The 23538-nt window shown below is 35.6% G+C and carries 19 protein-coding genes and 1 pseudogene; 15 read left to right on the top strand and 5 right to left on the bottom strand.

Annotated elements, in window-relative coordinates:
- The first annotated feature begins 69 nt into the window (after nucleotides 1–69).
- Both dcuS and HWV59_RS22895 read left to right on the top strand, forming a co-directional pair.
- The gene (gene dcuS / locus HWV59_RS22890; RefSeq protein WP_175640389.1) at nucleotides 70–1674 is read left to right on the top strand and encodes a DcuS/MalK family sensor histidine kinase; all 1605 of its coding nucleotides are present in this window, start codon (nucleotides 70–72) and stop codon (nucleotides 1672–1674) included.
- Entirely contained in the window at nucleotides 1667–2383 is a 717-nt protein-coding gene (locus HWV59_RS22895) for a response regulator (protein ID WP_175640390.1), read from the top strand. Before dcuS ends, HWV59_RS22895 begins: the two co-directional genes overlap by 8 nt.
- Nucleotides 2384–2462: 79 nt before the next feature.
- Here HWV59_RS22895 and HWV59_RS22900 read toward each other — a convergent pair whose 3' ends face one another.
- Both HWV59_RS22900 and HWV59_RS22905 read right to left on the bottom strand, forming a co-directional pair.
- Entirely contained in the window at nucleotides 2463–3605 is a 1143-nt protein-coding gene (locus HWV59_RS22900) for an NADH-dependent flavin oxidoreductase (RefSeq protein WP_102232504.1), read from the bottom strand.
- A gap of 179 nt (nucleotides 3606–3784) precedes the next feature.
- The gene (locus tag HWV59_RS22905; RefSeq protein ID WP_175640391.1) at nucleotides 3785–4405 is read right to left on the bottom strand and encodes a LysE family translocator; all 621 of its coding nucleotides are present in this window, start codon (nucleotides 4403–4405) and stop codon (nucleotides 3785–3787) included.
- Nucleotides 4406–4550: 145 nt separating this feature from the next.
- On the opposite strand from HWV59_RS22905, the gene HWV59_RS22910 reads away from it, so the two are divergent.
- The 4 genes and pseudogenes from HWV59_RS22910 (at nucleotide 4551) to HWV59_RS22925 (ending at nucleotide 7380) form a co-directional block, all read left to right on the top strand.
- A complete protein-coding gene (locus HWV59_RS22910) occupies nucleotides 4551–5096 on the top strand; it encodes a cupin domain-containing protein (RefSeq protein WP_175640392.1) in 546 nt (181 codons plus the stop codon).
- Nucleotides 5097–5138: 42 nt separating this feature from the next.
- Nucleotides 5139–5303, top strand: a complete 165-nt coding sequence (locus tag HWV59_RS22915; RefSeq protein WP_175640393.1) for a hypothetical protein — start codon at nucleotides 5139–5141, stop codon at nucleotides 5301–5303.
- 451 nt (nucleotides 5304–5754) lie between these two features.
- Nucleotides 5755–6754: pseudogene (locus HWV59_RS22920) on the top strand (IS1595 family transposase).
- A 56-nt stretch (nucleotides 6755–6810) separates the two neighbouring features.
- Nucleotides 6811–7380 carry a dihydrofolate reductase family protein gene (locus HWV59_RS22925; protein WP_175640394.1) on the top strand — a complete coding sequence of 190 codons (570 nt, stop codon included), beginning with the start codon at nucleotides 6811–6813 and terminating at the stop codon, nucleotides 7378–7380.
- A 290-nt stretch (nucleotides 7381–7670) separates the two neighbouring features.
- Here the strand turns inward: HWV59_RS22925 and HWV59_RS22930 are convergent, their stop codons facing one another.
- Together HWV59_RS22930 and HWV59_RS22935 are read right to left on the bottom strand one after the other, a co-directional pair.
- Nucleotides 7671–8645 carry an aldo/keto reductase family protein gene (locus HWV59_RS22930; RefSeq protein WP_175640395.1) on the bottom strand — a complete coding sequence of 325 codons (975 nt, stop codon included), beginning with the start codon at nucleotides 8643–8645 and terminating at the stop codon, nucleotides 7671–7673.
- 104 nt (nucleotides 8646–8749) lie between these two features.
- Entirely contained in the window at nucleotides 8750–9652 is a 903-nt protein-coding gene (locus HWV59_RS22935; RefSeq protein WP_102233112.1) for an ArsR/SmtB family transcription factor, read from the bottom strand.
- A gap of 305 nt (nucleotides 9653–9957) precedes the next feature.
- Here HWV59_RS22935 and HWV59_RS22940 point away from each other — a divergent pair, with 305 nt between their 5' ends.
- The 7 genes from HWV59_RS22940 to HWV59_RS22970 all read left to right on the top strand — a co-directional run bounded on the left by HWV59_RS22940 (nucleotide 9958) and on the right by HWV59_RS22970 (nucleotide 18255).
- Entirely contained in the window at nucleotides 9958–11193 is a 1236-nt protein-coding gene (locus HWV59_RS22940; RefSeq protein WP_235991877.1) for an extracellular solute-binding protein, read from the top strand.
- Nucleotides 11194–11332: 139 nt separating this feature from the next.
- Nucleotides 11333–12208 carry a carbohydrate ABC transporter permease gene (locus HWV59_RS22945; RefSeq protein WP_102233141.1) on the top strand — a complete coding sequence of 292 codons (876 nt, stop codon included), beginning with the start codon at nucleotides 11333–11335 and terminating at the stop codon, nucleotides 12206–12208.
- Nucleotides 12209–12259: 51 nt separating this feature from the next.
- A complete protein-coding gene (locus HWV59_RS22950) occupies nucleotides 12260–13171 on the top strand; it encodes a carbohydrate ABC transporter permease (RefSeq protein ID WP_235991878.1) in 912 nt (303 codons plus the stop codon).
- 81 nt (nucleotides 13172–13252) lie between these two features.
- Entirely contained in the window at nucleotides 13253–13675 is a 423-nt protein-coding gene (locus HWV59_RS22955) for a hypothetical protein (protein WP_102233113.1), read from the top strand.
- 187 nt (nucleotides 13676–13862) lie between these two features.
- Nucleotides 13863–15365 (top strand): arabinosylfuranosidase ArfA, encoded by a 1503-nt coding sequence (gene arfA, locus HWV59_RS22960; protein ID WP_175640396.1) that lies wholly within the window; start codon nucleotides 13863–13865, stop codon nucleotides 15363–15365.
- 155 nt (nucleotides 15366–15520) lie between these two features.
- Nucleotides 15521–16498, top strand: coding sequence for a glycoside hydrolase family 43 protein (locus tag HWV59_RS22965; RefSeq protein ID WP_175640397.1), 978 nt, complete (start codon nucleotides 15521–15523; stop codon nucleotides 16496–16498).
- 269 nt (nucleotides 16499–16767) lie between these two features.
- Entirely contained in the window at nucleotides 16768–18255 is a 1488-nt protein-coding gene (locus HWV59_RS22970) for an alpha-N-arabinofuranosidase (protein WP_175640398.1), read from the top strand.
- Nucleotides 18256–18292: 37 nt separating this feature from the next.
- On the opposite strand, the gene HWV59_RS22975 is transcribed toward HWV59_RS22970, so the two are convergent.
- Nucleotides 18293–19162, bottom strand: a complete 870-nt coding sequence (locus tag HWV59_RS22975; RefSeq protein WP_175640399.1) for a TetR/AcrR family transcriptional regulator — start codon at nucleotides 19160–19162, stop codon at nucleotides 18293–18295.
- Nucleotides 19163–19392: 230 nt separating this feature from the next.
- On the opposite strand from HWV59_RS22975, the gene HWV59_RS22980 reads away from it, so the two are divergent.
- A complete protein-coding gene (locus tag HWV59_RS22980) occupies nucleotides 19393–22479 on the top strand; it encodes an efflux RND transporter permease subunit (RefSeq protein ID WP_175640400.1) in 3087 nt (1028 codons plus the stop codon).
- Nucleotides 22480–22712: 233 nt separating this feature from the next.
- Nucleotides 22713–23501 (top strand): MerR family transcriptional regulator, encoded by a 789-nt coding sequence (locus tag HWV59_RS22985; protein WP_175640401.1) that lies wholly within the window; start codon nucleotides 22713–22715, stop codon nucleotides 23499–23501.
- Nucleotides 23502–23538: the final 37 nt, after the last annotated feature.

Below are 23538 nucleotides of genomic sequence, written 5' to 3' on the forward strand. Positions count from 1 at the left end.
TTCTAACGTAAGCTTTTAAGAAGCATGAAATGAAAGAATTTGCAGGATCGATTCTAGGAGTGGACTTCATTGTCAAAACAGAAATTTAAACTTAACACCATTATTATTTTCTTTGTATGCTTGGTTGTTCTTTTATCATTACTTTTTACTGATTTATTAATTAGTCATACAGTAAGTGAATCAATCCGTAACACTCAAGAAGAAAAAGCAAAGATTGTCTCAAGAACAGTCGCCAAATCTGAACTTGTTAGAAATGGGCTTGAGATAGAGGATGATCATGGTACAATCCAAGAGTATACAGTCGATATTCAACAAGCAGCTGATGTCCTTTTTGTTGTAGTGATGGATATGAACGGAATTAGAAAATCTCATCCAGATCCCGAGAAAATAGGAAAGCACTTTGTTGGCGGTGATGAAGATGAGGTTTTAAAAGGAAATGAGCATGTCTCGATATCAAAAGGAACACTAGAGCAGTCATTACGCGCATTTACTCCTATCTATAATGAAAAAAATAAACAAATAGGAGCAGTAGTAGTCGGAATATCTCTTAATAGTGTTGAACAAGCACTTGAAAATAGCCATAAAAATATTGTGATTGGCTCGATTGTAGGTATTTTTGTTGGGATCATAGGCGCGGTTATTTTAGCAAGATACATTAAAAAGATTTTATTCGGATTAGAACCGTTTGCGATCGCAAAAATTCATGAAGAACGAAATACGATGCTGCAATCTGTCCATGAAGGCATTATTGCAGTTGATAAAGATGCAATTATAACCCTTGTTAATAAATCTGCTTTACGAACATTTGCAAATATGGGATTGTCAGGTAACCCTGTAGGAATGAAGCTAGCTGATTATTTTCCATTATCAAAGTTGGAGAGGGTATTAAAGACAGGAAAATCTGAAAAAGATGAAGAGATTACGGTCAATGGTGTGACCCTTTTATCTAACCGGGCTCCTTTAATTGTAAATAAAGAAATTGTTGGAGCCATCTCAACATTCAGAGATAAAACAGAGGTTCACCAACTAGCAGAACAGTTAACAGGTGTTCGGATGTATGCGGAAGCATTGCGTGCCCAGTCACATGAGTTCATGAATCGACTACATGTCATTCTGGGAATGGTTAAAATGGGTTTTTATGATGAGTTAATAGAGTTTATAAATGAAATTGTGGATCATCGCGCAAACGAAGTAAGTTATGTGACCAAAAATATAAAGGATCCTGTTCTTGCAGGGTTTATTATGGGCAAGCTGAGCACAGCCAGGGAAAATAAGATAGAGATGAAAATAGATAATGAGACAATTATTCCAAAGCCTAATGAAGAACATATAACACATGAATTAATTACGATTATTGGAAATGTAGTAGATAATGCGATGGAAGCGATGAGTGATATGAGCGAAAAGAAGTTAAACTTAAAGTTAAATTATAATAAAAATCGACTATTAATTAAAGTACGGGACTTAGGGCCAGGAATTGAAAAGGAACAGTTTTCTCATATTTTTGAAAGGGGATACTCGACAAAAGGAGAAGATCGAGGCTATGGGTTATATTTAGTAAGCAAAAGTGTTGAAACTTTAGGAGGATCCATTCAACTAAATTTAAGTGTTGAAAAAGGGACAGAGTTTATCATTCACATTCCTTATAAGGGAAAGGAAGAGACAAGTGATTAATGTTCTAATTGTAGAAGATGACCCGATGGTAGCAGAGTTTAATAAGCGATATTTAAAAGAAATAGATGGTTTCTTTTTAGTAGGTGTCGCAAATTCTGTAAATGAAGCAACAAAAATAATCAAGAATCAAAGATTGGATCTTGTCCTATTAGATATTTATATGCCGGGTGAAAATGGTCTAACGCTACTAAGTAAAATAAGGAGCGAGAAGAAAGAAATAGATGTCATTTTAATTACTGCGGCTACTGATGTAGATAAAATTCAAACAGCATTAAGGTTTGGAGCTGTAGATTATTTAATAAAACCATTTGAATACGAAAGGTTTCACCAAGCACTGACATCTTATAAAGAGAAATTTTCTTATTTAACTAAACAAACAGAGCTGAACCAAAAAGATCTAGATAAGCTTTTGCTTGTGAAAAACGAAGAATTTAAAGCGGCTGAACCTTTAAAGCCTTTACCGAAAGGATTATCAAGAAAGACATTAGATATTGTTTTTAATGCAATTAAAGAGCAGGGGAATACTCCATTTACAACAGATGAAGTGGCAGAGATGACTGATATTTCAAGAGTTTCCATTCGAAAGTATTTAAAGTTTTTAAGTGAGATTCATATTATTGATGAAACATTAACATATGGTATAGGCAGACCTCTTTATTCTTATATGTTTAATGAATCCAATCAATCGTTATTAGGACAATATGAATAATTTGTAAGTAAAAAGGAGTGTTGAAAATTCAACACTCCTTTTTATGAAAATAATATTAGGAAAGACATCCTTCTAAAAGTTAGACCCCGGGGAACCAACCAGGTGTATTAATAATCGCATTCCAAAGAGGATCAGGAATCACTAATTCCTCTTGCTTGTCTTTATCAATTTCTGTGATGATTTCATCTTCTTTTCCTTCAGAAACCTTTTGAACCCAATCAGGGTCAATAATAAGTTCTCTACCTAGAGCAAGAAGCGGAATTCCAGTCTCAAATGCTTTACGAGCATCTTCAGCTTTGTAAATAGACCCGACACCAATAAGTGGAACTCGGTTATTGATGGTCTCCTGGAGATAATCAATTCTAGTTCTCGTTAAATCTTCAACACCTCTTCTTGGTGTTGAAGAGAATTCCATTAGTGACACATGTAAATAATCAAGTCCTTTATTTGATAATGCATCCACTAATGCCAGTGTTTCATCCATTGTAATTCCCGGTGTTTCAGGTTCCTCAGGTGAAAAGCGATACCCAACAATAAAAGGAGATTTCGCATGCTCTTGAACAACGCGTTTTACTGTATCTACAACCGCCAATGGAAACGTCATTCGTTTTTCAAGACTTCCGCCAAATCGATCGTCACGTCTATTTGAATGCGGAGAGAAGAATTGTTGAATCAAATATCCGTTTGCTCCATGAATTTCAACTCCATCAAAGCCTGCTTCAATCGCACGGCGCGTTGTTTCACCGAAAGCATGGATGATTTCCTCAACCTCAGTTTCTGTTAATGCTCTTGGTTTTACATCAGGATCATCTGTGGAAACCCCGCCTTTTTCAGCCGGAATATCACTTGCACTGACAATTTCACCATTAGGAACTAATTCAGGTGGACACATTCTTCCACCATGGAAGATTTGCAACACTGCTTTTGCGCCTTGTTCTTTAATATGTGTAGCCAACTTCTTTAAGCTGGGGATCATTTCATCTGTGTCACCACCAAATTCACCGTGGAATCCTTTTCCGTTTGGAGTGACATATGTACAAGCTGTAATCACCATGCTGACTCCTTTTGACCGTCTAGCATAATAATTTACTTCCGCATCTGTAACTGTCCCATCCTGATTAGAAGAAAAATTCGTCATCGGTGCCATGACAATGCGGTTTTTTAACTCTACGCCATTCGGTAATGTATAGGAAGATAATAAAGGTTCGTTCTGCTCTTTCATCGATTTTCACTCCTTCATGAGAATATGGCTATGATAAAATAACATGTTTGTTTTGTACATCAATATGCTTCACTTAACTGTTGTGCTTTATGAAAAATATGAAGTTAGAATAATATAAAATAAGCGCTATCCTTAAGTGTAAAACAGGAATAGCGCTTATTATATGGGATAGTTAATAATTAAGAATGTTGTTTTTCCAAAGCCAGCTTTAGACCAAAGCCTATCAAAACGAGGCCGGTTGTCTTATCCATAATATTGTGTACCTTTTCTGACATAAGCCATTCACGGAGATAGTTGATAAAAAAGACGAATAGAAAAAACCAGGTGATAGAAAGAAATGTATAGATAACACCCATCGTGATGAGTTGAATGGTGACATCTGTTCCTGATTGTACGAATTGAGGGAGAAACGTGATAAAAAACATCGCTACCTTTGGATTTAGTACATTTGATAATAGACCTTGTTTAAAGGCAGACTTCCTTTTTAAGGGAGCATCAGCTTCTTGATGAGCATTTTGATTCTTCCTCTTAATAAAAGAAGAAATGCCAAGATATATCAAATAAATGGCACCAACATATTTTACAATTTCAAAAGCAAAGGCTGATTGTAAAAGGATAGCTGAAAGGCCAAATGCAGCTGCAAATGTATGAACTAAAGATCCTGATGTAATCCCTAATGCCATTCTATAGCCGATTTTCCTACCGTCTGTGATGGTTCTTTTTGTAATAAGTGCGGTATCAACACCTGGGCTCATAACAACGAATAGTGTAAGGACTAAAAAGGTGAGAAAATCGTTCATGTTTATCACTCCTTTATCACTTGTTACAAGATGATTAATGAAATATAATTTAACTAATGTTAAGTGTAGTTTAACACAATTGGGTAAAGAGTGTTAAATTATATTTTAAATAGTTAAATATAATTTTATTGCAAAGGGTGTACTAATGGAAAATATTGATATAGGAAAAAAAGTTGAACGATTTAGGAAGGAGAAAGGGTTAAGCAGTCGAGAGCTAGCCAAATTAGCTGAAATTACACCATCTATGTTAAGTCAGATTGAACGGGGATTAGCAAATCCATCCATACAAACTCTCAAGGTGTTGGCAAAAGTTCTTGAAGTTCCGACATTTAGCTTTTTACTTGAAGAAACAAATACATCGGATTTAGTGGTGAGGTCTAATCAAAGGAAAAATATGATCGTAGAAAATGTTTCATATGAGCTCGTTTCTCCGGAGTTTACTGGAACTTTGGCAACGGCCATTATGAAACTTCCTCCAAATACGTCTTCTTCAGTGAAGCTGTTGGAGCATAAAGGAGAAGAGGTTGCCTTTGTGTTAGAGGGGAAAATTAAAATCTATTTAAACGTGGAGGAATACATATTAGAAGCAGGAGACAGTGTTAAGATCCCAAAACATATGAAGCATAGGTGGGAAAATCCATTCGATAAAACTGCAGCCATCTTATTTTCAGTGACTCCACCAGCTTTTTAAGAGTATAGCAGTTTAGTAATTCTATCTGAAAGGAGGTTCTGTATGAGATGCGGATCTAAATGTTTTGTTGTCGAGATGGAAATACAAGGTGAAAAGAAAAGAGAATCAATCATTGCCCGAACACCTGTAGATGCCAGAAAAACGGTTCGAATTGAATACGGAGCAGAGGCTCATATTTTGTCAGTAAGAGAAGAGAAAAAGAGATAGATCACGATTATTACTTCTTTCTAGGTATCCGTAAAAACTTTAAAAGGTAGAAATGATTTTAAGGGAGAAGGAATTGTTAGTATTATCTATTTTTGCATCATCTAAAAGGCAAAAAGTTAAAAAAGCATACGTAAAAAAGAAATGTGAATGCTTTTACAAAGGCAGCTAGTAAAAAGCCATTCGGAAAATCCAGAAAAAGGAATAAATGATAACGAAAACGAAAGAAATTGTAAGTATTAACCAATTGCATATCGTTTATAAGATAGATAGTTAAAAAAGCATACGAAAAAAAGAATTGGATTATAACCGGAAATACAAAAGATGCCCTGTTACGCTTTGTGAATGGACAACTTAAAAAATAGGCTCTGTTAAAGGTGAATGTTGATATTGATACCTATTCGAATTCTTGATATAATCAACATAAGAACAAATGTTCGGATGGGTTATCAAGGTGAGCAAAGCGTTTAGCAACTTGTTAAAGTATATTGACAAATTACCACATACACAAAAAGAACAAGTTTATCAATGGGTTAAACGCAATGTTGAACCTTCTTCCTCTGCTGGTGGTAGCTTAATCAATGAAATGAGAGAAACTCGCTTCAAGGATGGATTTGAGTGTCCCTATTGTTCATCAGAACACGTTGTTCGGTTTGGAAAATATAATGGTCGGCAACGGTATCACTGTAAATGCTGTGGCAAAACTTTCACTGACACAACGAATGGATTACATTTGTTGATTGTATGTTCAAGGGATATTCCCTGAGAAAATCGGCTGAAATCGTAGGGGTTACTTGGGTTACGCTTTTTTATTGGAGGCACAAACTGCTAAATGTCTTAAAACAAATAGATTTTGAGAATTTTGATGGTATCGTTGAAATTGAAGAGACCTATTTCCTGTATTCTCAAAAAGGTCAACGGGGCATTACTGAACGAAAACCACGAAAACGTGGAGGTAAGTCCAAGCATAGAGGTATAAGTCACGAACAGGTCTGTGTTCTGGTTGCCAGAGACCGAACAAAGGCAACCGTATCAAAAGTTGCTTGTATGGGGCCGCATTGTGAAATCAAAAGTTGATACTTTAATTGGTTCTAAACTTTCCAACGAAAACGTGCTTGTCACAGATGCTTGGAGAGCCTATATAAAATCTATGCAAAAGAAAAGGGTTTAGAGGTTTAGAGCATTTCCGAATTAAATTAGACAGTGGCAAACACGTTATAAAGGGTTTGTATCACATCCGAAATGTAAACGGTCTCCATTCTCGCTTGAAACAATGGATAGACCGCTTTAAAGGCGTGGCTACAAAGTACCTTGATAATTACCTTGCTTGGTTTTTATTTGTCGATAGTCGTAGTAATGAAAGCACGAAACAGCATATTAAGGAATTTCTACTAACTTCTTATGTATTTGAAATGAAAGATAATAGTATACGATTATCTAAATTCGTTGTGTAATTCTTATTCAACGGGACAGAAGAATTAAAATCTGAATGGTAAAAGGATGAATAGTTATGACAAATAACATAAAACAGAGAAAAATAATTTTAGATTTAGCAGTTACTTTAGATGGATTTATTGAAGGGAAAAATGGAGAAGTTGATTGGTGCATTATGGACCCTGATATGGGGTTTACTGATTTCTTAAATCAAATTGATACTATTTTATATGGGAGAAAAAGCTACGATTTATGGGGACAATATATTCCGAAAAATGAAGACCCTGATACCGAAAAGGAAATTTGGAAATTGGTTCATAGTAAAAAGAAATATGTTTTTTCCAGAACACAAAATGAGATTGATAATCAAGCAATATTTATAAATGATAATATTCATGAAGAAGTAAATAAATTGAAGAAAAAGTCTGGTAAAGACATCTGGCTATATGGTGGAGCGAGTCTCATTACAACTTTTATAAATTTGGGGCTTGTTAATGAATTTAGATTATCTATTCACCCTGTTGTTTTGGGAGAAGGAAAACCGTTGTTTATTGATTTAAAACAGAGGATAAATTTAAAAATGGTTAATACAAGAACATTTTCCTCTGGCGTTGTGCAAATAATTTATCATTGGAATGGCAACTAAAAAAATCTTTCACACCAAAGATATATAGTAATAAATATTATAAGGTAATACTCAACAGTAGTTTCACCTATTGAACTAAAGGGGAATCCATAAATAATAGGTTCCTCTTAATATTATGGAATTATCAACATTAAATTTTAACAGAGCCAAAAAATAAAAAAGTACATGCTTTAAAAACATGTACTTCCCAACAATCCTGCTCTTGTTGAACAACGTTTTTCGTATATGGAGTGTGGTGATCCTACTCGGCACAGCACCTTGTTAACAAGATTATAAGGTAAAGTGTTATTTTACCTTAATGGAGCAAAACCTGTTACTTTCATTAAAATTTCTTCGATTTCTTGTAAAACATCTTCTCGGAGATTTACTTCAACAGCTTTTACGTTTTCTACAATTTGTTCCGGACGACTTGCTCCGATCAATGCTGAACTCACACCTTGGTTACGCAATACCCAAGCTAATGAAAGTTGGGCAAGCGAGATGTCTAATTCTTTTGCTAAACGATTTAGATCTTGAACACATTCAAGTACATAATCTTTAAGATAACTATTTATGACATTGTTCACTTTATCATTAGCTGCTCTGCTTTCTTTAGGAATTTGTGTTTCAGGTTTATATTTCCCAGTTAAGATACCTTGTGCTAGCGGGGAAAAAACGATTTGACCGATTCCTTCTGCAGCGCTTACTTTTAATACATCATCTTCTATATAACGTTCAAACATATTATAAATCGGTTGATTTGATATGAGTGGACGAAGGTTCAATTTTTTACTAATACCAGTAGCCTCAGTTATTTCGGCTGCGCTCCATTCACTAACACCTGCATACAGAATTTTTCCTTGTGAAATAAGGTCATCTAGTGCCCTTAGTGTTTCTTCAGTAGGAGTTTCCTTATCGTAACGGTGGCAAAAATAGATATCAATATAATCTACACCAAGACGCTTCAAACTAGCATCGCATTGTTCTATTATATGTTTACGAGATAGTCCGCGATCATTAGGGCCTTCTCCCATTGGAAAGAAAACTTTAGTAGAAAGAACATAACTGGATCTATCGTAAGGCTTAAGGGCAGAACCAAGTGCCTTCTCACCTGCTCCATTATTGTAAGCGTTTGCTGTGTCAAAAAAATTTATCCCGCATTCAATGGCTTTTTGAACACACGCATCTGCAGCTTTTTGTTCCGAAGCTGTTCCATATGTAAGCCAACTCCCGAGACCAATTGCACTTACTTTTAAACCGCTATTTCCTACACGTCTATATTCCAACACCATTCACCTCACCTAAAATTTATAACTCATCCACTTCTATAAACAAAACAGGAAGCAGATAATTTCATAGTTATCTGCCAGCTATTCGTTTGTACTTCATTTTAAAGATAATATAATTTAAAACAGATATCTTGGTCATGATTTCCAAATTTCTTACCAAAAATGGTTGCGCCACCAACATGTTTTGCATCCTCTTTTACTTCAATTCGCAACGTCCATCTATCACAGGTCGTATCTAAGTCTTCAATTGAAACTTCTGACAATGGATCACCGTCAATATATGTTCCGTGGCTTGTAATTCTTAATGTTTTTAGTAAACCGTATTGATTAATATTGTGCGGCCACCAATCAGGTGTGAATTTCCCTCTTGTGTCAGCAAAATCACCAGGACTGGTCCAGGTACCTAATTCGATACCGTTTAAGGAAAATGTAATATCTGATGGCCATACATCATTAGAAAACGGAAATTCAGATGAAAGTTCCATGCTGATTTCAAACTGCTGTAACTTTTCTTCTTTCTTTAAAAAGTTGGCAATGTTATATTGGACGAATCCTTTGGTAAACCACAGAATTTCGGCATCAACTCTTTTTGGGTCCATAAAGTATTTAGGTTCATCAACTCTTCCAATAAACTCTTTATCTGTAGCAAGTCCGCAAGTTGGCTTTAAGTCAAAATCTGTATAATGTCCGATTGGAACTGAAGTTTCATAAGAAGCAAATGAATGGAAGATCTTTTTAGGGAAATTAATCTCAATATGATCGACCTTTAAGATAGAAATTTTTTGTCGTCCGGATTTACCAGGGACTTTCTCTGTTCTAATAATTCCTGCATCTTCTAGCTTTTTAATATGTTTTAGTACGATTGGGCTGCTTATATCAAGTTCTTCAGCCAACTCTTTAATATTCATTTTATTCTTTGAGAGTAACTGAATAATTCTTATTCGTACCTCACTTGCCAAAGCTTCGTAAACAACGAGTGAGGACTTATCGATTTCGAGCTGCATATCTTCCCCTTCTTCCCTTTTTTCTTTACGAAATAAAATGGTTAACTTAATGCATATAATACCATAATGGAAATTAATGTGTACATAAAATAACTCCAATGTTAATTATATTATGAAACGGTTGTTATAGAAAATCAAGATAAACATTTTTGTTAATTACTAGATTAAAATAAATAAAAGATTTATAAAATGGTTATTGACAGCGTTTTCTAGATGAGTGTATACTGATTTCAAGTTAATTACTTGAAAAGAACATTATCTAAATAAGTAATTTTCTGAATTAATAGAATTAGGGGGAGAAAGGCTTGAAAAAAAGGTTAGGATTTTCATTGATACTTATTTTATTAGTAACAGTAATGTTAGCTGGTTGTAGTGGAGAAGATAAAAATACAATTACTTTTTGGACACCACTAACAGGTGAAGATGGGGCATATATGGATCAGCTTGTTAAAGAATATAATGAAACAGATCCGGAATTTAAGGTAAAACATGTTATTACATCTGATATGTATACAAAGATGGCGACAGTTTTAAACTCTGGTAAAGGTATCCCTGACTTATCAATCATTCATGCTGACCGCGTTCCAGGCTTTGTTAATGATGATATGTTAGAGCCAATGTCTGCTGTAATGGAGTCACAAACTGAACTAAAAGAAGAAAATTTCCTACCGCAAGCTTGGTCTTCAGGAAATATAGATGGAACACAATATACGATTCCACTAGATATTCATAGTAACGCGATGTACTACAATAAAGATTTACTTGAAAAATATAATGCAGAGAGTTTCTTAGATGATAATGTTGTAACGATTGATGAAATGTTGTCTTTACAAGGGAAATTAGATGAAGGCGATTATGTAGTAAATGATGCTTTATTAAGTTGGGTAATTCTTGCACAAGTTCAAAACTTGGGTGGAGATATCCAGGAAGATGGTAAACCAGCAATTGATACAGATGTAATGAAACAAGCCCATGAAGATATTAAAAAACTTGATGATGCCGGTTTAATGACACCGTTTGGTGAAGATGGATATTTAATGTTCCAATCTGGAAACGTTTTATTCTCAACAGATGGTACTTGGAGTTCAACAGCTCACGCTGGTGTTGAAGGCTTGAATTTTGGTGTAACAAATATTTATTCTACTACTCCTGACAAATTTACAAATAGAGCATCATCCCATTTATTTGCAATGTTAGAGAATGAAGCCCGTACAGATGAAAAAGAAAAAGGAATTGCTGACTTCCTGGAATTTATCCGTTCAAATTCACTTGAATGGGCGAAAGCAGGACAAATCGTAGCAAGTAAAGAAGTGAATGAAAGCCCTGAGTATCAAGAATATATGCAATCTTTCTTTACTTCAAATGAACAAGAAATTGAATCTCTGTACATTTACACGTATGAATTCTATCCATATGTTCAGGAAGCACTTGATACGTATTCAGTAGATATGATCCGTAACGATGAAGGAATTGATATTGATGAAGGCTTAAAAACAATGCAAAAATTTGTAGAAGATAAAATTGCTGAAGGTAACAAATAGAAGAGCTAGCCAAAGCAGATTAGATCGTAAAATGAGATGACCTAAAACGAAAGAGACAGACCCCTTAGAACATAGAAATTTTAGTTGTAAGGGGTTAAACTCTTAGTTATCCCTTTTACAGAAGGAGAAATGAATGCCTATGAATAACAAATTTAATTTGACACCTCTTTTCTTTATAGGTCCGCATATTATTTTATTTGCTGTCTTTATTTTCTTACCAACCATCTATGGAATTTACGCTTCATTCACACAATGGAATTTAATTGGTGATCCAGTTTGGGTAGGACTCGAAAACTATAAAACTATTCTTTTTGATCGCGAATCAACCTTCAATTTTCAATTCACGAACGGTTTGAAAAATACCTTACTCTTTGTTTTGTTTAGTGTTCCGTTATTAATTGTTATCCCGTTAATGATTGCAGTTTCATTAGAGCATAAAAAAGTAAAAGCGAAAAACTTAATTCAGTCAATTATTTATATCCCTGGATTAATTTCCATCTCTGCAGCTGCACTTATTTGGTCATTAATTTTCAACAAACAATTAGGGATTACTGGGAACGTATTTGGTTCAGAAACTGTTTGGGCAACACACCAACCATATGCTTGGCTCATTATTATTGTCATCACAATATGGGGTGGAGTTGGAGGAAACATGATTATTTATCGTGCTTCTATAAACGGTGTATCGCAAGACTTATATGAATCCGCAGATATAGATGGTGCAGGGCCAATTAGAAAATTCTTTAGTATTACATTACCTTCTATTCGTTTTCCACTAATTTATACATTTGTCATGACAACTGCTGGTGCATTTAATGTATTCGGCCAACCTCTAATGATGACGGATGGTGGTCCAAACCAAAGTACATCCGTATTGATGATGTATATTCGAGATTTAGCATTTAGTAGTGGGGAGTCCATCGCAGGTATGGCATCAGCCATGGCAGTATTACTTGGAATCGTTATCTTAATTATCTCGGCACTACAATATGTTTTAATGAACCGAAATGCATAATAAACGAGATAATTTCTAAAAACGGAAATAGAAAAGGCAGGTGTAGTAATAATGTCTAAAAGTACAAACATCTCAAATTCAACAAACATCTCAAATAATACACATATAAATACGAGCACCAAGAAGAGTTTGAATATCTCAAAATATTCAGCATACCTATTTTTAATTGTAATTTGTGTCATCTGGGCTGTTCCTGTTATTTTCGGAATTACCACATCATTTCGATCCCAAACAGAGGTTGTCTCTACAGGTTTTAGGTTATTACCTGTTAACTGGATCATTGATAACTATGTGGCTGTTTTGGAAAATACAGCAACAGCACCAATCTTACGTTGGTTAATGAATTCTTTATTTATAGCAACAGCGCATACACTTTTAGTCATTGTGGTTATTTCGATTACTGGTTATGGCTATTCACGCATGAATTTTAAAGGTAGGGATGCGTTATTCTTTACTCTACTTGGTATCTCGTTCTTTCCAGCTGTTGTTAACTTAATTCCTTCTTATAAAATTATTGATGCATTAGGTTGGGTTAATACGGCATGGGCAATGATTATTCCTGGCTTAGCCGGAATGGGGAACATTTTCTTAGTTAGGCAGTTTATGAAAGGAATACCAAAGGAATTGGATGAGTCTGCTCGTGTAGATGGTGCAGGTGACTTCAGAATCTATTTTTCAGTCATTTTACCATTAATTAAACCTGTATTAATTGTTTGTGGGTTGTTCTCTTTTACTGGATCGTGGAATGACTTCCTCTGGCCGGTCATTGTTTATACAGATGTGGATAAAATGCCGGTTACAGCTGGTTTGTTATTATTACAAGACATTTATGGAAACTATCGCTTGATTGGACAATTAATGGGTTCAGCCATATTAGCGATTATTCCAACATTACTATTGTTCTTATTTGCGCAAAAATATTTTGTACAGTCAATTAACTTGAATTCTGGTATTAAAGGATAAGTTTTATTAAATCGTTTTAGATATTGACTTGATATCCGGGGATAATGAACATCTTATGAATATAAGTGAGGGATGGAGAACATGAACAGAGGACTAGAAAGAAAATTGTTAATAGCAGGATCAATATGGAATATGATTACAGCGCTTATCACAATCTTTGGATATTCTACTTGGTTTAAAAAAACAGGTGTTCAAGGGTTGCAAAATACGTCTATTGACACAATGCTCGTCGGAACAACGATGATTGATAGTGTATCAAAAGTCATTCTAACCTTTGGATTATTTATGTTTGTTGGTGCAATTACGAATTTTCTGATTGCTAGAAACATGCAAGATAATACGATTCAAAGAAAGACATTAATTTGGATTGCTTGTTGGGGACTGCTTCAATTGCTTGTAATGGACGTTATTGGGTTCGTAATATTTCTTATTGCATTTGTTATATACACTGCAAAAAATAAAGCAATTAAGCTATCTCAAAGTAGACTTGAGAGTATTTCATAATAATTTTTTTCTGGAAATCCGTAAATTTTCTTCACCTTGAGAAAGAATCATAATGATTAGATTTGATCCAGGATTTGTCGTAAAACCATTTAATAGTAGAGTTTGATAAATAAAAACAATGAAGGTGCGCATAAAACTTTAAAGACCAGCAGGATACCACCTGATTTCAATGGAAAGGAAGATGAAGATGGCAGTGAAAGCATCAATGACAATTGATAAGGAATTTAAAATTGGAGAAATTGATGAAAGAATTTACGGTTCGTTTATTGAACACTTGGGACGCGCTGTTTATGAAGGGATTTATGAGCCGGATCATCCATCCGCAGATGAGCAGGGTTTTCGTACAGACGTAATCGAACTAGTAAAACAATTAAGGGTACCATTAGTAAGATACCCAGGTGGGAATTTTGTTTCCGGTTATAACTGGGAGGATGGAGTTGGCCCTGTTGCAGACCGTCCCCGTAGATTGGATCTTGCGTGGAGAACGACAGAAACAAATCATATTGGTACAAATGAATTTATGGATTGGGCCAAAAAGATAAACGCTGAAGTTAATATGGCTGTAAACCTAGGAACGCGTGGTATTGATGCTGCACGTAATCTAGTAGAATATTGTAACCATACTTCAGGATCTTATTGGAGTGATCTCCGTATTTCTCACGGATATAAAGAACCACACAAAATCAAAACATGGTGTTTAGGAAATGAAATGGACGGTCCTTGGCAAATTGGTCATAAAACAGCTGCTGAGTATGGACGTCTTGCAGCTGAAACAGCGAAGGCGATGAGATGGGTGGATCCATCAATAGAATTAGTTGCATGTGGAAGTTCAAATCGTCATATGCCTACTTTTGCTGAATGGGAAGCTACTGTATTAGATCATACTTATGACCATGTTGACTATATTTCTTTACACACTTACTACGGTAATCGTGACAATGATTTAGGGAACTACTTAGCACAATCATTGGATATGGATCAATTTATTTATTCAATTATCTCAACAGCAGATTATATAAAAGCGAAAAAGCGTAGTAAGAAAACAATTAATCTCTCATTTGATGAATGGAATGTCTGGTTCCATTCTAATGAAGCAGATAGAAAGCTTGAGCCTTGGCAAATCGCACCGCCACAACTTGAAGATATCTATACATTTGAGGATTCCTTATTAGTTGGCAGTATGCTTATTTCGATGTTAAAGCGTGCAGACCGTGTGAAAATTGCTTGTCTTGCTCAACTTGTAAATGTTATTGCACCAATCATGACCGAAAAGGGCGGCGAAGCATGGAAACAAACCATCTTCTACCCATATATGCATGCATCTGTTTTCGGAAGAGGGACTGCTCTGCATTCGATTGTATCATCACCTAAATATGATAGTAAGGATTTCACTGATGTTCCGTATCTTGATACCGTTTCTGTACATGATGAAGAAAATGAAACCTTGACAATCTTTGCAGTAAACCGCCATCAATCAGATGTGCTAAGCCTTGAAGCTGATGTAAGAAGCTTTGACGGATACAAAGTAGTCGAGCATATTGTGTTAGAGAATAACGATGTGAAAGCAACAAATCAATTTAATCATTCTAATGTGGCGCCACATAGTAATGGTGATGCAAAGGTAGACAATGGTCAACTTAAAGCAAATTTCTCTAAGCTATCTTGGAACGTAATTAGATTAGCAAAATAATAGAATGTTTGGGTAATAAATAGATCTTTTTTAATAGATAACAGGCTTTGTTATTAAATTGTTAATAAAGAAGTTGTCCTAGATGTTGATCATGGGAATCAAACTAAAAATACACATAACAAAGCCAAAATTAAATATGTATTGGGGATGTCGTCTTGGTAGAATTTAATGTAAATAATCCACTAATAGAACAACGTGCAGATCCTTGGATTTTTAAACATACAGATGGTTATTACTATTTTACAGCTTCTGTACCTGAATATGACAGAATCGAGTTGCGACGCTCTCAATCTATTAAAGGGTTAGCAGAAGCTGAGGGAAAAACGATTTGGGTTAAACATGAAGCAGGTTTAATGAGTGCAAATATTTGGGCACCTGAAATCAATTATATCGATGGAAAATGGTATGTGTACTTTGCTGCTGCACGAACAACTGAAACGAAGGAAGGTTTATTTGATCATCGGATGTTTGTACTGGAAAATTCATCCGAAAATCCACTGGAAGGTGAGTGGGTGGAAAAAGGTCAAGTGAAAACGAAATGGGAATCCTTTGCGTTAGACGCTACCACTTTTGAGCATAAAGGAATTCGCTACTACGTATGGGCTCAAAAGGATCCTGAGATTGTCGGAAATTCAAATCTTTATATTTCTGAAATGGAGAATCCGTGGACACTTAAAGGTGAACAGGTATGTATCACTACTCCTGAATATGACTGGGAAAAAATTGGCTTTTTAGTGAATGAAGGTGCCGCGGTACTGAAGAGAAATGGTCGTATTTTTATGACGTTCTCAGCAAGTGCGACAGATTATAACTATTGTATGGGATTATTAACAGCAGATGAAAACAGTGATTTGCTGGACCCGAAATCATGGGTGAAATCACCGGAACCTGTTTTTACTACCTCTGAGGAAAATAGTCAATATGGTCCGGGACATAATAGTTTTACTGTTTCTGAAGATGGGTTACAGGATATTCTTGTTTTTCACGCAAGAAGTTACAAGGAAATTGAAGGTAATCCACTATATGATCCAAACCGACACACACGTGTACAGCCTTTTCAGTGGAATGAAGATGGAACACCAAACTTTGGGGTTCCAAGACCGGATACGAAATTGAAATTCCCTACTTTGTAAGTTAAAAAGGCTGATTATCATTAATAATCAGCCTTTCCTTCTATAAGTGATCAATTTAATCGAAAATATTGGAATCCCTTTCGTGAAAATGAATGAACGATTCCGGTAAATCAAAAGTTCTTTTTGTTATCACAAAAAGAACCCGCCGTTTCTGTCTATGATCAAGAAGTTGATGATGTAAAAAAAGGTACTTGAATTTTTTCTTACAATGCTTTACCTCGGGTAGAACCACACAATTACTCTTATTCTAATAAAGGTGGGACTTATCAATGAAAAACACTGTTGTAGTAAATACAGACGTTGAAAAAGGTACTATTAACAAAAATATCTATGGTCATTTTGCTGAACATTTAGGTCGGTGTATTTATGAAGGAATTTGGGTTGGAGAAGACTCATCAATTCCAAATACAAAAGGAATTCGAAATGATGTTTTAGAAGCGCTAAAACAAATTAATATTCCGGTACTTCGTTGGCCAGGCGGCTGTTTTGCTGATGAATATCATTGGAAAGATGGCGTGGGTCCAAGAGAAAATCGTAAGCGCATGGTCAACACACACTGGGGTGGTGTTGTTGAAAACAACCACTTTGGAACACATGAATTTATGCTCCTATGCGACTTATTAGAATGTGAACCTTATATTTGCGGCAATGTTGGGAGTGGAACTGTTCAAGAAATGTCTGAATGGGTAGAGTACATGACATTTGACGGTGAATCACCGATGGCAAACTGGCGTCAAGAAAATGGTAGAGAAGAGCCATGGAAATTGAAATACTTTGGAGTTGGAAATGAAAACTGGGGTTGCGGTGGTCATATGCGACCTGAGTATTATGCAGATCTTTATCGTAGATATCAAACATATGTTAGAAACTATGGCGATAACAAACTCTATAAAATTGCTGGTGGAGCAAATGTAGATGATTACAATTGGACAGAGGTTTTAATGCGTGAAGCAGGTCGTTTCATGGATGGCTTAAGTCTGCATTATTACACGATCCCGGGAGACTTCTGGCTAGGTAAAGGTTCTGCAACAAACTTCCCTGAAGATGAATGGCTAATTACAATGCAAAAGGCTCTTCATATGGATGAGTTAATTACAAAGCACAGCACAATCATGGATAAATATGATCCTGAAAAACGTGTTGGTATGATTATTGATGAGTGGGGTACTTGGTTTGATGTGGAGCCGGGCACAAATCCAGGATTCCTATACCAGCAAAATACAATTCGTGATGCATTAGTAGCTGCAGTTCACTTTCATATTTTCCATAAGCATAGTGACCGTGTACAAATGACAAATATCGCTCAAACAGTTAACGTTTTACAAGCAATGGTATTAACAGAAGGAGAAAAAATGATTCTCACTCCAACATATCATGTATTTGATATGTTCAAGGTACATCAGGATGCAACACTTTTATCAGTTGACGTGTCTGTTGATACAATCAAAGTGAATAACCAGGAACTTCCACAAGTAACTGTTTCTGCATCGAAAGACAAAGATGGAAAAGTAAATATTAGCTTATGTAATATTGATCATAAAGAATCTGCTTCTTTAGCACTTCAGCTTCGCGGTCTTAAAGAACAAATTTCCAGCTTAACAGGAACAATTCTTACAGCAAATACAATTGACGCACATAATACATTTGAACAACCGGAAGTTGTGAAACCAGCTGAATATACTCAAGCTTCCATTGAAAATGATCAATTAAATGCAACTTTACCACCAATGTCAGTTGTGTTGTTAACGATTGAATAGGAAAAGAATAAAACCGGTTGAAAAAGAGACAGAGAATTCACTCTGTCTCTTTTCTATTAGTTGAATAATATTCAAAAATGAATGACCGATAAGTATCAAGGGTCGGATAACCATCGAAATTTGATAGCATCCCGTGAATAACTGGTACTCTAGGTTTTTCCTTTCCAATTTCCTCTTTTAATACTTGATAAGTAACAGCTAATTCATCTGATCCTAGTTTTTCTATTTCATCTTCAAGATCTTTTAACACATTTAACATTGAGGGATGTTCCTCAGAAAATAAAAAATTAGATAATATCGTTTCTGCTCTTTCCTTTGTTAAGAAGGGCTTGTCTTTATGAATGTCTTTCACCATGCTATCCAGCCTATTAAGCATAAACTCTGTCAGGCTCCTTAATTCAAAGTCATGTGTTGAAAACAACAATACACCCATATACGATTTAATAATTCCTTCAAGAATAATCGTAATATCCCATGAAAAGGGCTCAATTTTCGGACCGTAAATCTCTATGATTCTTTTTCGATAATGCTGATGTGACTCCATTTGCTTTTCATATAATAGATGTTTAATGGTGTCATTTCTCGGAATAGCCTGCTCTTTTGCCAGCATTACGAGAAGATCTCGATGAGTAATAAAATGTGAACATAAAGCCACCTGTTCACGAATTAATTTTTCACGAGGATTTTGTTCAGTTTCGGTTACTTCTGTAAAAGTTTTGTTAAGTATGTCAAAATGATATTGTAAAATGGCTGTCAGTAATTCATCCTTTGATTTAAAGTGTAAGTAAAAAGCACCTTTTGAAATACCACTTTCTGTAGCAATTTCTTGAACTGAGGTTGCTGAAAACCCCTTGCTAGCAAACAGTCTCATCCCGACTTCAATAATTTGCATTTCTTTGTTTTTCATAAAAATAACCCCCGTGGTCCCAAGTTCGCACTTCTACTATAAACGATTTCGAAATAAAATGTGAAACTTTTGTTAACCATATCCGTAAATAATGATAAATTACCTAACAAATAAATTGACGATTGACTGGCTGGTCAGTTATATTAGGGTTATTGTGACTAGTCAGTCATTGGTTACATTATACCAGAGTTATCAACCTTATTCAAAAAGGAAGAGGAAGGTGTCATATATTGAAAAGTTTAGTCAATTTTGTCCTGAAAAATAAACTTGCTGTATGGTTATTAACGATCATCATTACAGTTGCCGGTTTATATTCTGGGACAAGAATGAAAATGGAAAGTATACCGGATGTATCAATTCCGTATTTAATTGTCATGGGAGTTTACCCAGGAGCAACGGCTGAGCAAGTAATGGATGAAATATCGATGCCAATGGAACAAAATATTGAGGGACTTGAAGATGTTGCGGCTGTTTATTCGAATTCTTCAGCAAACGTAGCCCAAGTTCAGGTCGAATATGAATATGGCGTAGATATGGATGAGAAAAAACGCGAATTAGAAGCAGCCATTGATAATATTTCATTACCGGAAGATGCCGAAGAGCCAACAATAATGGCGCTTAGTATGAATATGATGCCGGTGGTAGCATTATCTATCAGCAGCACAGATGAAGACATTGTTGACCTTTCTACAACAGTTGAAGAATCAATCCTCCCGGAAATAGAAAAAATTGATGGTGTTGGATCAACAACTATTACTGGTCAACATCTTGAAGAAGTACAATTTACTTATGACCATGCGGAAATGGAAAAATTGGGAATAACCGAAGACACTGTTAAACAAATGGTTCAAGCAAGTGATATGGCTCTTTCTTTAGGTCTGCAGGAATATAAAGAAGGTGAACAAGCTCTTGCAATTGATGGTGATATAAAAACGGTTGATGAATTAAAAAAGCTGCAAATTCCTGTTACACCATCAGAGCAAAATCCAACTCCGTTTGTCAAATTAGAGGAAATTGCTAAAGTAGAAACAGTTGGTAAGGTACAATCTATTTCTCGTACAAACGGGGATGACGCAATTTCTGTCCAAATCACGAAAGGACAACAGGCGAACACAGTAGATGTCGTGAATGCCGTTAAAGATTTGATAGCAGAGCAAGAAAAAGATATAGATGGTTTAGTCATAGATGTTACATTAGACCAAGCGGAACCAATCGAAGATTCAGTTTTCACGATGGTAGAAAAAGCCTTGTTCGGTGGTTTGTTCGCGGTCATTATTATTCTTCTATTCCTTCGTGATATCAAATCAACGATTATTTCTATTATCTCAATTCCAGTTTCTATCTTTATGGCATTCTTGCTATTAAACTGGCTTGATATAACGTTAAATATTATGACACTAGGTGCGATTACAGTCGCTATTGGTCGGGTTATCGACGACTCGATTGTCGTAGTGGAGAATATATATAGAAGGATGCACTTAGAAGAAGAGAAGCTTCGAGGTCGTGCATTAATCCGTGAAGCAACAATTGAAATGTTTAAACCAATCCTTTCTTCAACACTTGTAACAGTTGCAGTATTCGCACCACTTATGTTAGTTGGCGGGATGGTTGGTGAGCTGTTTAGACCATTTGCCTTAACGATGGCATTTGCTCTTGGTGCATCATTACTTGTTGCAATTACGATTGTGCCAGCATTATCTCACTTCTTATTCCGTAAAAAATTATACGGCGAGAAAAAAGCATCGAAACACGAAGAGGTTGGCAGAATTGCAAATTGGTATAAAGGTGTTTTAGAAGGTGTACTAAATCATAAAATCATCACTTCCATCATTGCAATTGTATTACTAGTTGGATCACTCGCATTGACTCCTCTAATCGGTTTCAGCTTTATGGGGTCTGAAGAGGAAAAAACAATCTATCTAACCTATACACCAGCAACAGGTGAACTTGAAGACGAAACGTTAGAAAATCTTGAAGAAGTTGAACAAGAATTAATGAAGCGTGATGATTTAAAGACTGTTCAATTATCGTTCAATAATAGTGATAGTGCAGACGCATCCACGATGATGATGGGTGGAGGAAACGGTGCGTTAATGTATCTATTCTTTGATGAAGATACAGAAAATTTCTCTGATGTGAAAGAAGAAGTTGAAGATTATGTCTTTAACATTGACCAATCAGGTGAATGGAAATCCCAAGACATGATGGGCGGAGGAATGGCATCAAACGAAGTAAGCTATACACTGTATAGTGAAGATTTAGATGATTTGAATAAGGCGGTTAACCAAATAGAGGACGCATTAAAAGAGGTAGAAAACCTTGAAGATGTAGAATCTGATATGGAAAATCCATATGTTGAGCATGTGCTGAACATAGATCACGAGCAAATTATGCAATATGGTTTAACTACAGGACAAATTGTTGGGGCATTAACTGCTACAGGATCTGAAGAAGTGCTTACAACCGTAGAAAATGACGGTGAAGAAATTGATGTTATCGTTCAACGCGAAGAGAAAACCGACGCAACATCTATTGATGAATTACTAGAAACAGAAATTCCTACTGCTACTGGTTCGACTATGCCGTTGTCTGAGCTAGTCACAACAGAAGAGGGTACGACTTATAACACTCTATCCCGCAGTGAAGGGGAATACTATGCAACTGTTTCAGGAACTGTCACAACAGATGATGTTTCTACAGCAACAACTCAAGCAGATGAAAAAATTGATGAGCTAGATTTACCTGAAGGAGTAGAAACTGGAGTAGCTGGTGTTGCTGCTGATATGCAGGAGACATTTACACAGCTTGGAATAGCAATGATTGCGGCGATCCTCATTGTTTACTTTATCTTGGTTGTCACATTTGGTGAAGGTTTAGCACCATTTGCGATTCTATTCTCATTACCATTTGCTGTAATTGGGTCCTTTGTAGGACTATGGATTGCGGGTGAAACCATTTCAGTTTCAGTTATGATGGGTCTACTTATGTTGATTGGTATCGTTGTGACAAACGCCATTGTACTTGTGGATCGTATTATTCATATGGAACGCGATGGTATGGCTTTACGTGATGCAATTGTTGAAGCAGGTGCGACAAGACTACGTCCAATCCTTATGACTGCTATAGCTACGATCGGCGCGATGATCCCAATGGTATTTGAGGGTGCAGGATCTGCCCTTATCTCAAAAGGATTAGCCATCACAGTAATTGGTGGTCTAACATCGTCTACAATCCTTACATTAATCATTGTACCGATTGTGTATGAAGTACTTTCAAAAATGTTAAAGAAAAATCGTAAAGAAATTGAAGAAAATTAATCTTTGAATTACGAGAACCCTCCATCTTTGGATTGAGGGTTTTCTTATGTAGACAAAGTGAAAAAATTGCTATCCTTACTAATGTTAAATTATTCATGAAGTCTAATGCGAATAGTTTGTGAGGGTCTTTCAACTTATTAGTGGAATTTTAATTTTATTCTCATAATGCGTTTTCGGCTTGCGCTCTCCGTTACGTCATATGCTAACCTAAATTTAAGGAGGGATGACGAATAATGGAAAATCAAGAACCGTTTTTTACTATTAGTGAGTTTGGAAAACGAGCAAGGATCACGGTACGGACTTTACGGTTTTATGAAGAAATCGGTCTTCTGAATCCAACACAACAAAATAGCTCTGGTCACAGGTTATACGGATTAACTGAATTAGCGAAACTGCAACAAATTCAGTCTCTAAAATTTTTAGGATACTCTTTACAGGGAATAAAAGAATTAATTAAAAATGATACGGATGCCGTTACCCAACTGAATAAATCTTTACCCTTGCAGCATAATCTTCTGACAGAAAAAAGAAACGAGTTAAATCGCGCAATCGAAGCAATAGAGCGTGTTCAATTCTTAATCGAAAATGGGAAGTCGATCACGTGGAAGGTTTTAAGTTCTTTAATTTTTCAGATGGAACATGAACAAGACCAAATTGAATGGATAAAAGATTATTTTTCAGACGACATTGCGAATCAATTTTTTGCTCTTCCAAAAGAACAGCGTCAGCAATTAGATGTTGAAATGTTAGATTGGTTGGCAACGGTGAAAAAATTGATGAAAGATAAAATTACGCCACAATCTCCAGAAGCATTTGATGTTCTTGTTAAGCTGACTGAATTGGCAACAAAGCATGTCGAAAATAATGAAGAGCTTGCAGAACAACTTGTACAAGCACAGGAAGTAATGGAATCAGATGTCATGAATTTTCAGTTTCCTACTTTATTAACACCTGATGAAGAAGCCTTCTTATTGGAAATAGGAAGAGTGATGGAAGCTTTATATAATGAAAATGACGTTTGAAATTATACGTAATAAAGTGTAATTCAATGATGATAAA

The sequence above is a fragment of the Metabacillus schmidteae genome, assembly GCF_903166545.1.
Taxonomy (GTDB): domain Bacteria; phylum Bacillota; class Bacilli; order Bacillales; family Bacillaceae; genus Metabacillus; species Metabacillus schmidteae.

Bases quoted from the DNA above. Each gene is read 5' to 3' on its own strand.
- HWV59_RS22900 (WP_102232504.1), bottom strand. From the start codon at position 3,605: ATGAAAGAGCAGAACGAACCTTTATTATCTTCCTATACATTACCGAAT.
- HWV59_RS22905 (WP_175640391.1), bottom strand. From the start codon at position 4,405: ATGAACGATTTTCTCACCTTTTTAGTCCTTACACTATTCGTTGTTATG.
- HWV59_RS22910 (WP_175640392.1), top strand. From the start codon at position 4,551: ATGGAAAATATTGATATAGGAAAAAAAGTTGAACGATTTAGGAAGGAG.
- HWV59_RS22915 (WP_175640393.1), top strand. From the start codon at position 5,139: ATGAGATGCGGATCTAAATGTTTTGTTGTCGAGATGGAAATACAAGGT.
- HWV59_RS22925 (WP_175640394.1), top strand. From the start codon at position 6,811: ATGACAAATAACATAAAACAGAGAAAAATAATTTTAGATTTAGCAGTT.
- HWV59_RS22935 (WP_102233112.1), bottom strand. From the start codon at position 9,652: ATGCAGCTCGAAATCGATAAGTCCTCACTCGTTGTTTACGAAGCTTTG.
- HWV59_RS22945 (WP_102233141.1), top strand. From the start codon at position 11,333: ATGAATAACAAATTTAATTTGACACCTCTTTTCTTTATAGGTCCGCAT.
- HWV59_RS22950 (WP_235991878.1), top strand. From the start codon at position 12,260: ATGTCTAAAAGTACAAACATCTCAAATTCAACAAACATCTCAAATAAT.
- HWV59_RS22955 (WP_102233113.1), top strand. From the start codon at position 13,253: ATGAACAGAGGACTAGAAAGAAAATTGTTAATAGCAGGATCAATATGG.
- arfA (WP_175640396.1), top strand. From the start codon at position 13,863: ATGGCAGTGAAAGCATCAATGACAATTGATAAGGAATTTAAAATTGGA.
- HWV59_RS22970 (WP_175640398.1), top strand. From the start codon at position 16,768: ATGAAAAACACTGTTGTAGTAAATACAGACGTTGAAAAAGGTACTATT.
- HWV59_RS22975 (WP_175640399.1), bottom strand. From the start codon at position 19,162: ATGAAAAACAAAGAAATGCAAATTATTGAAGTCGGGATGAGACTGTTT.
- HWV59_RS22985 (WP_175640401.1), top strand. From the start codon at position 22,713: ATGGAAAATCAAGAACCGTTTTTTACTATTAGTGAGTTTGGAAAACGA.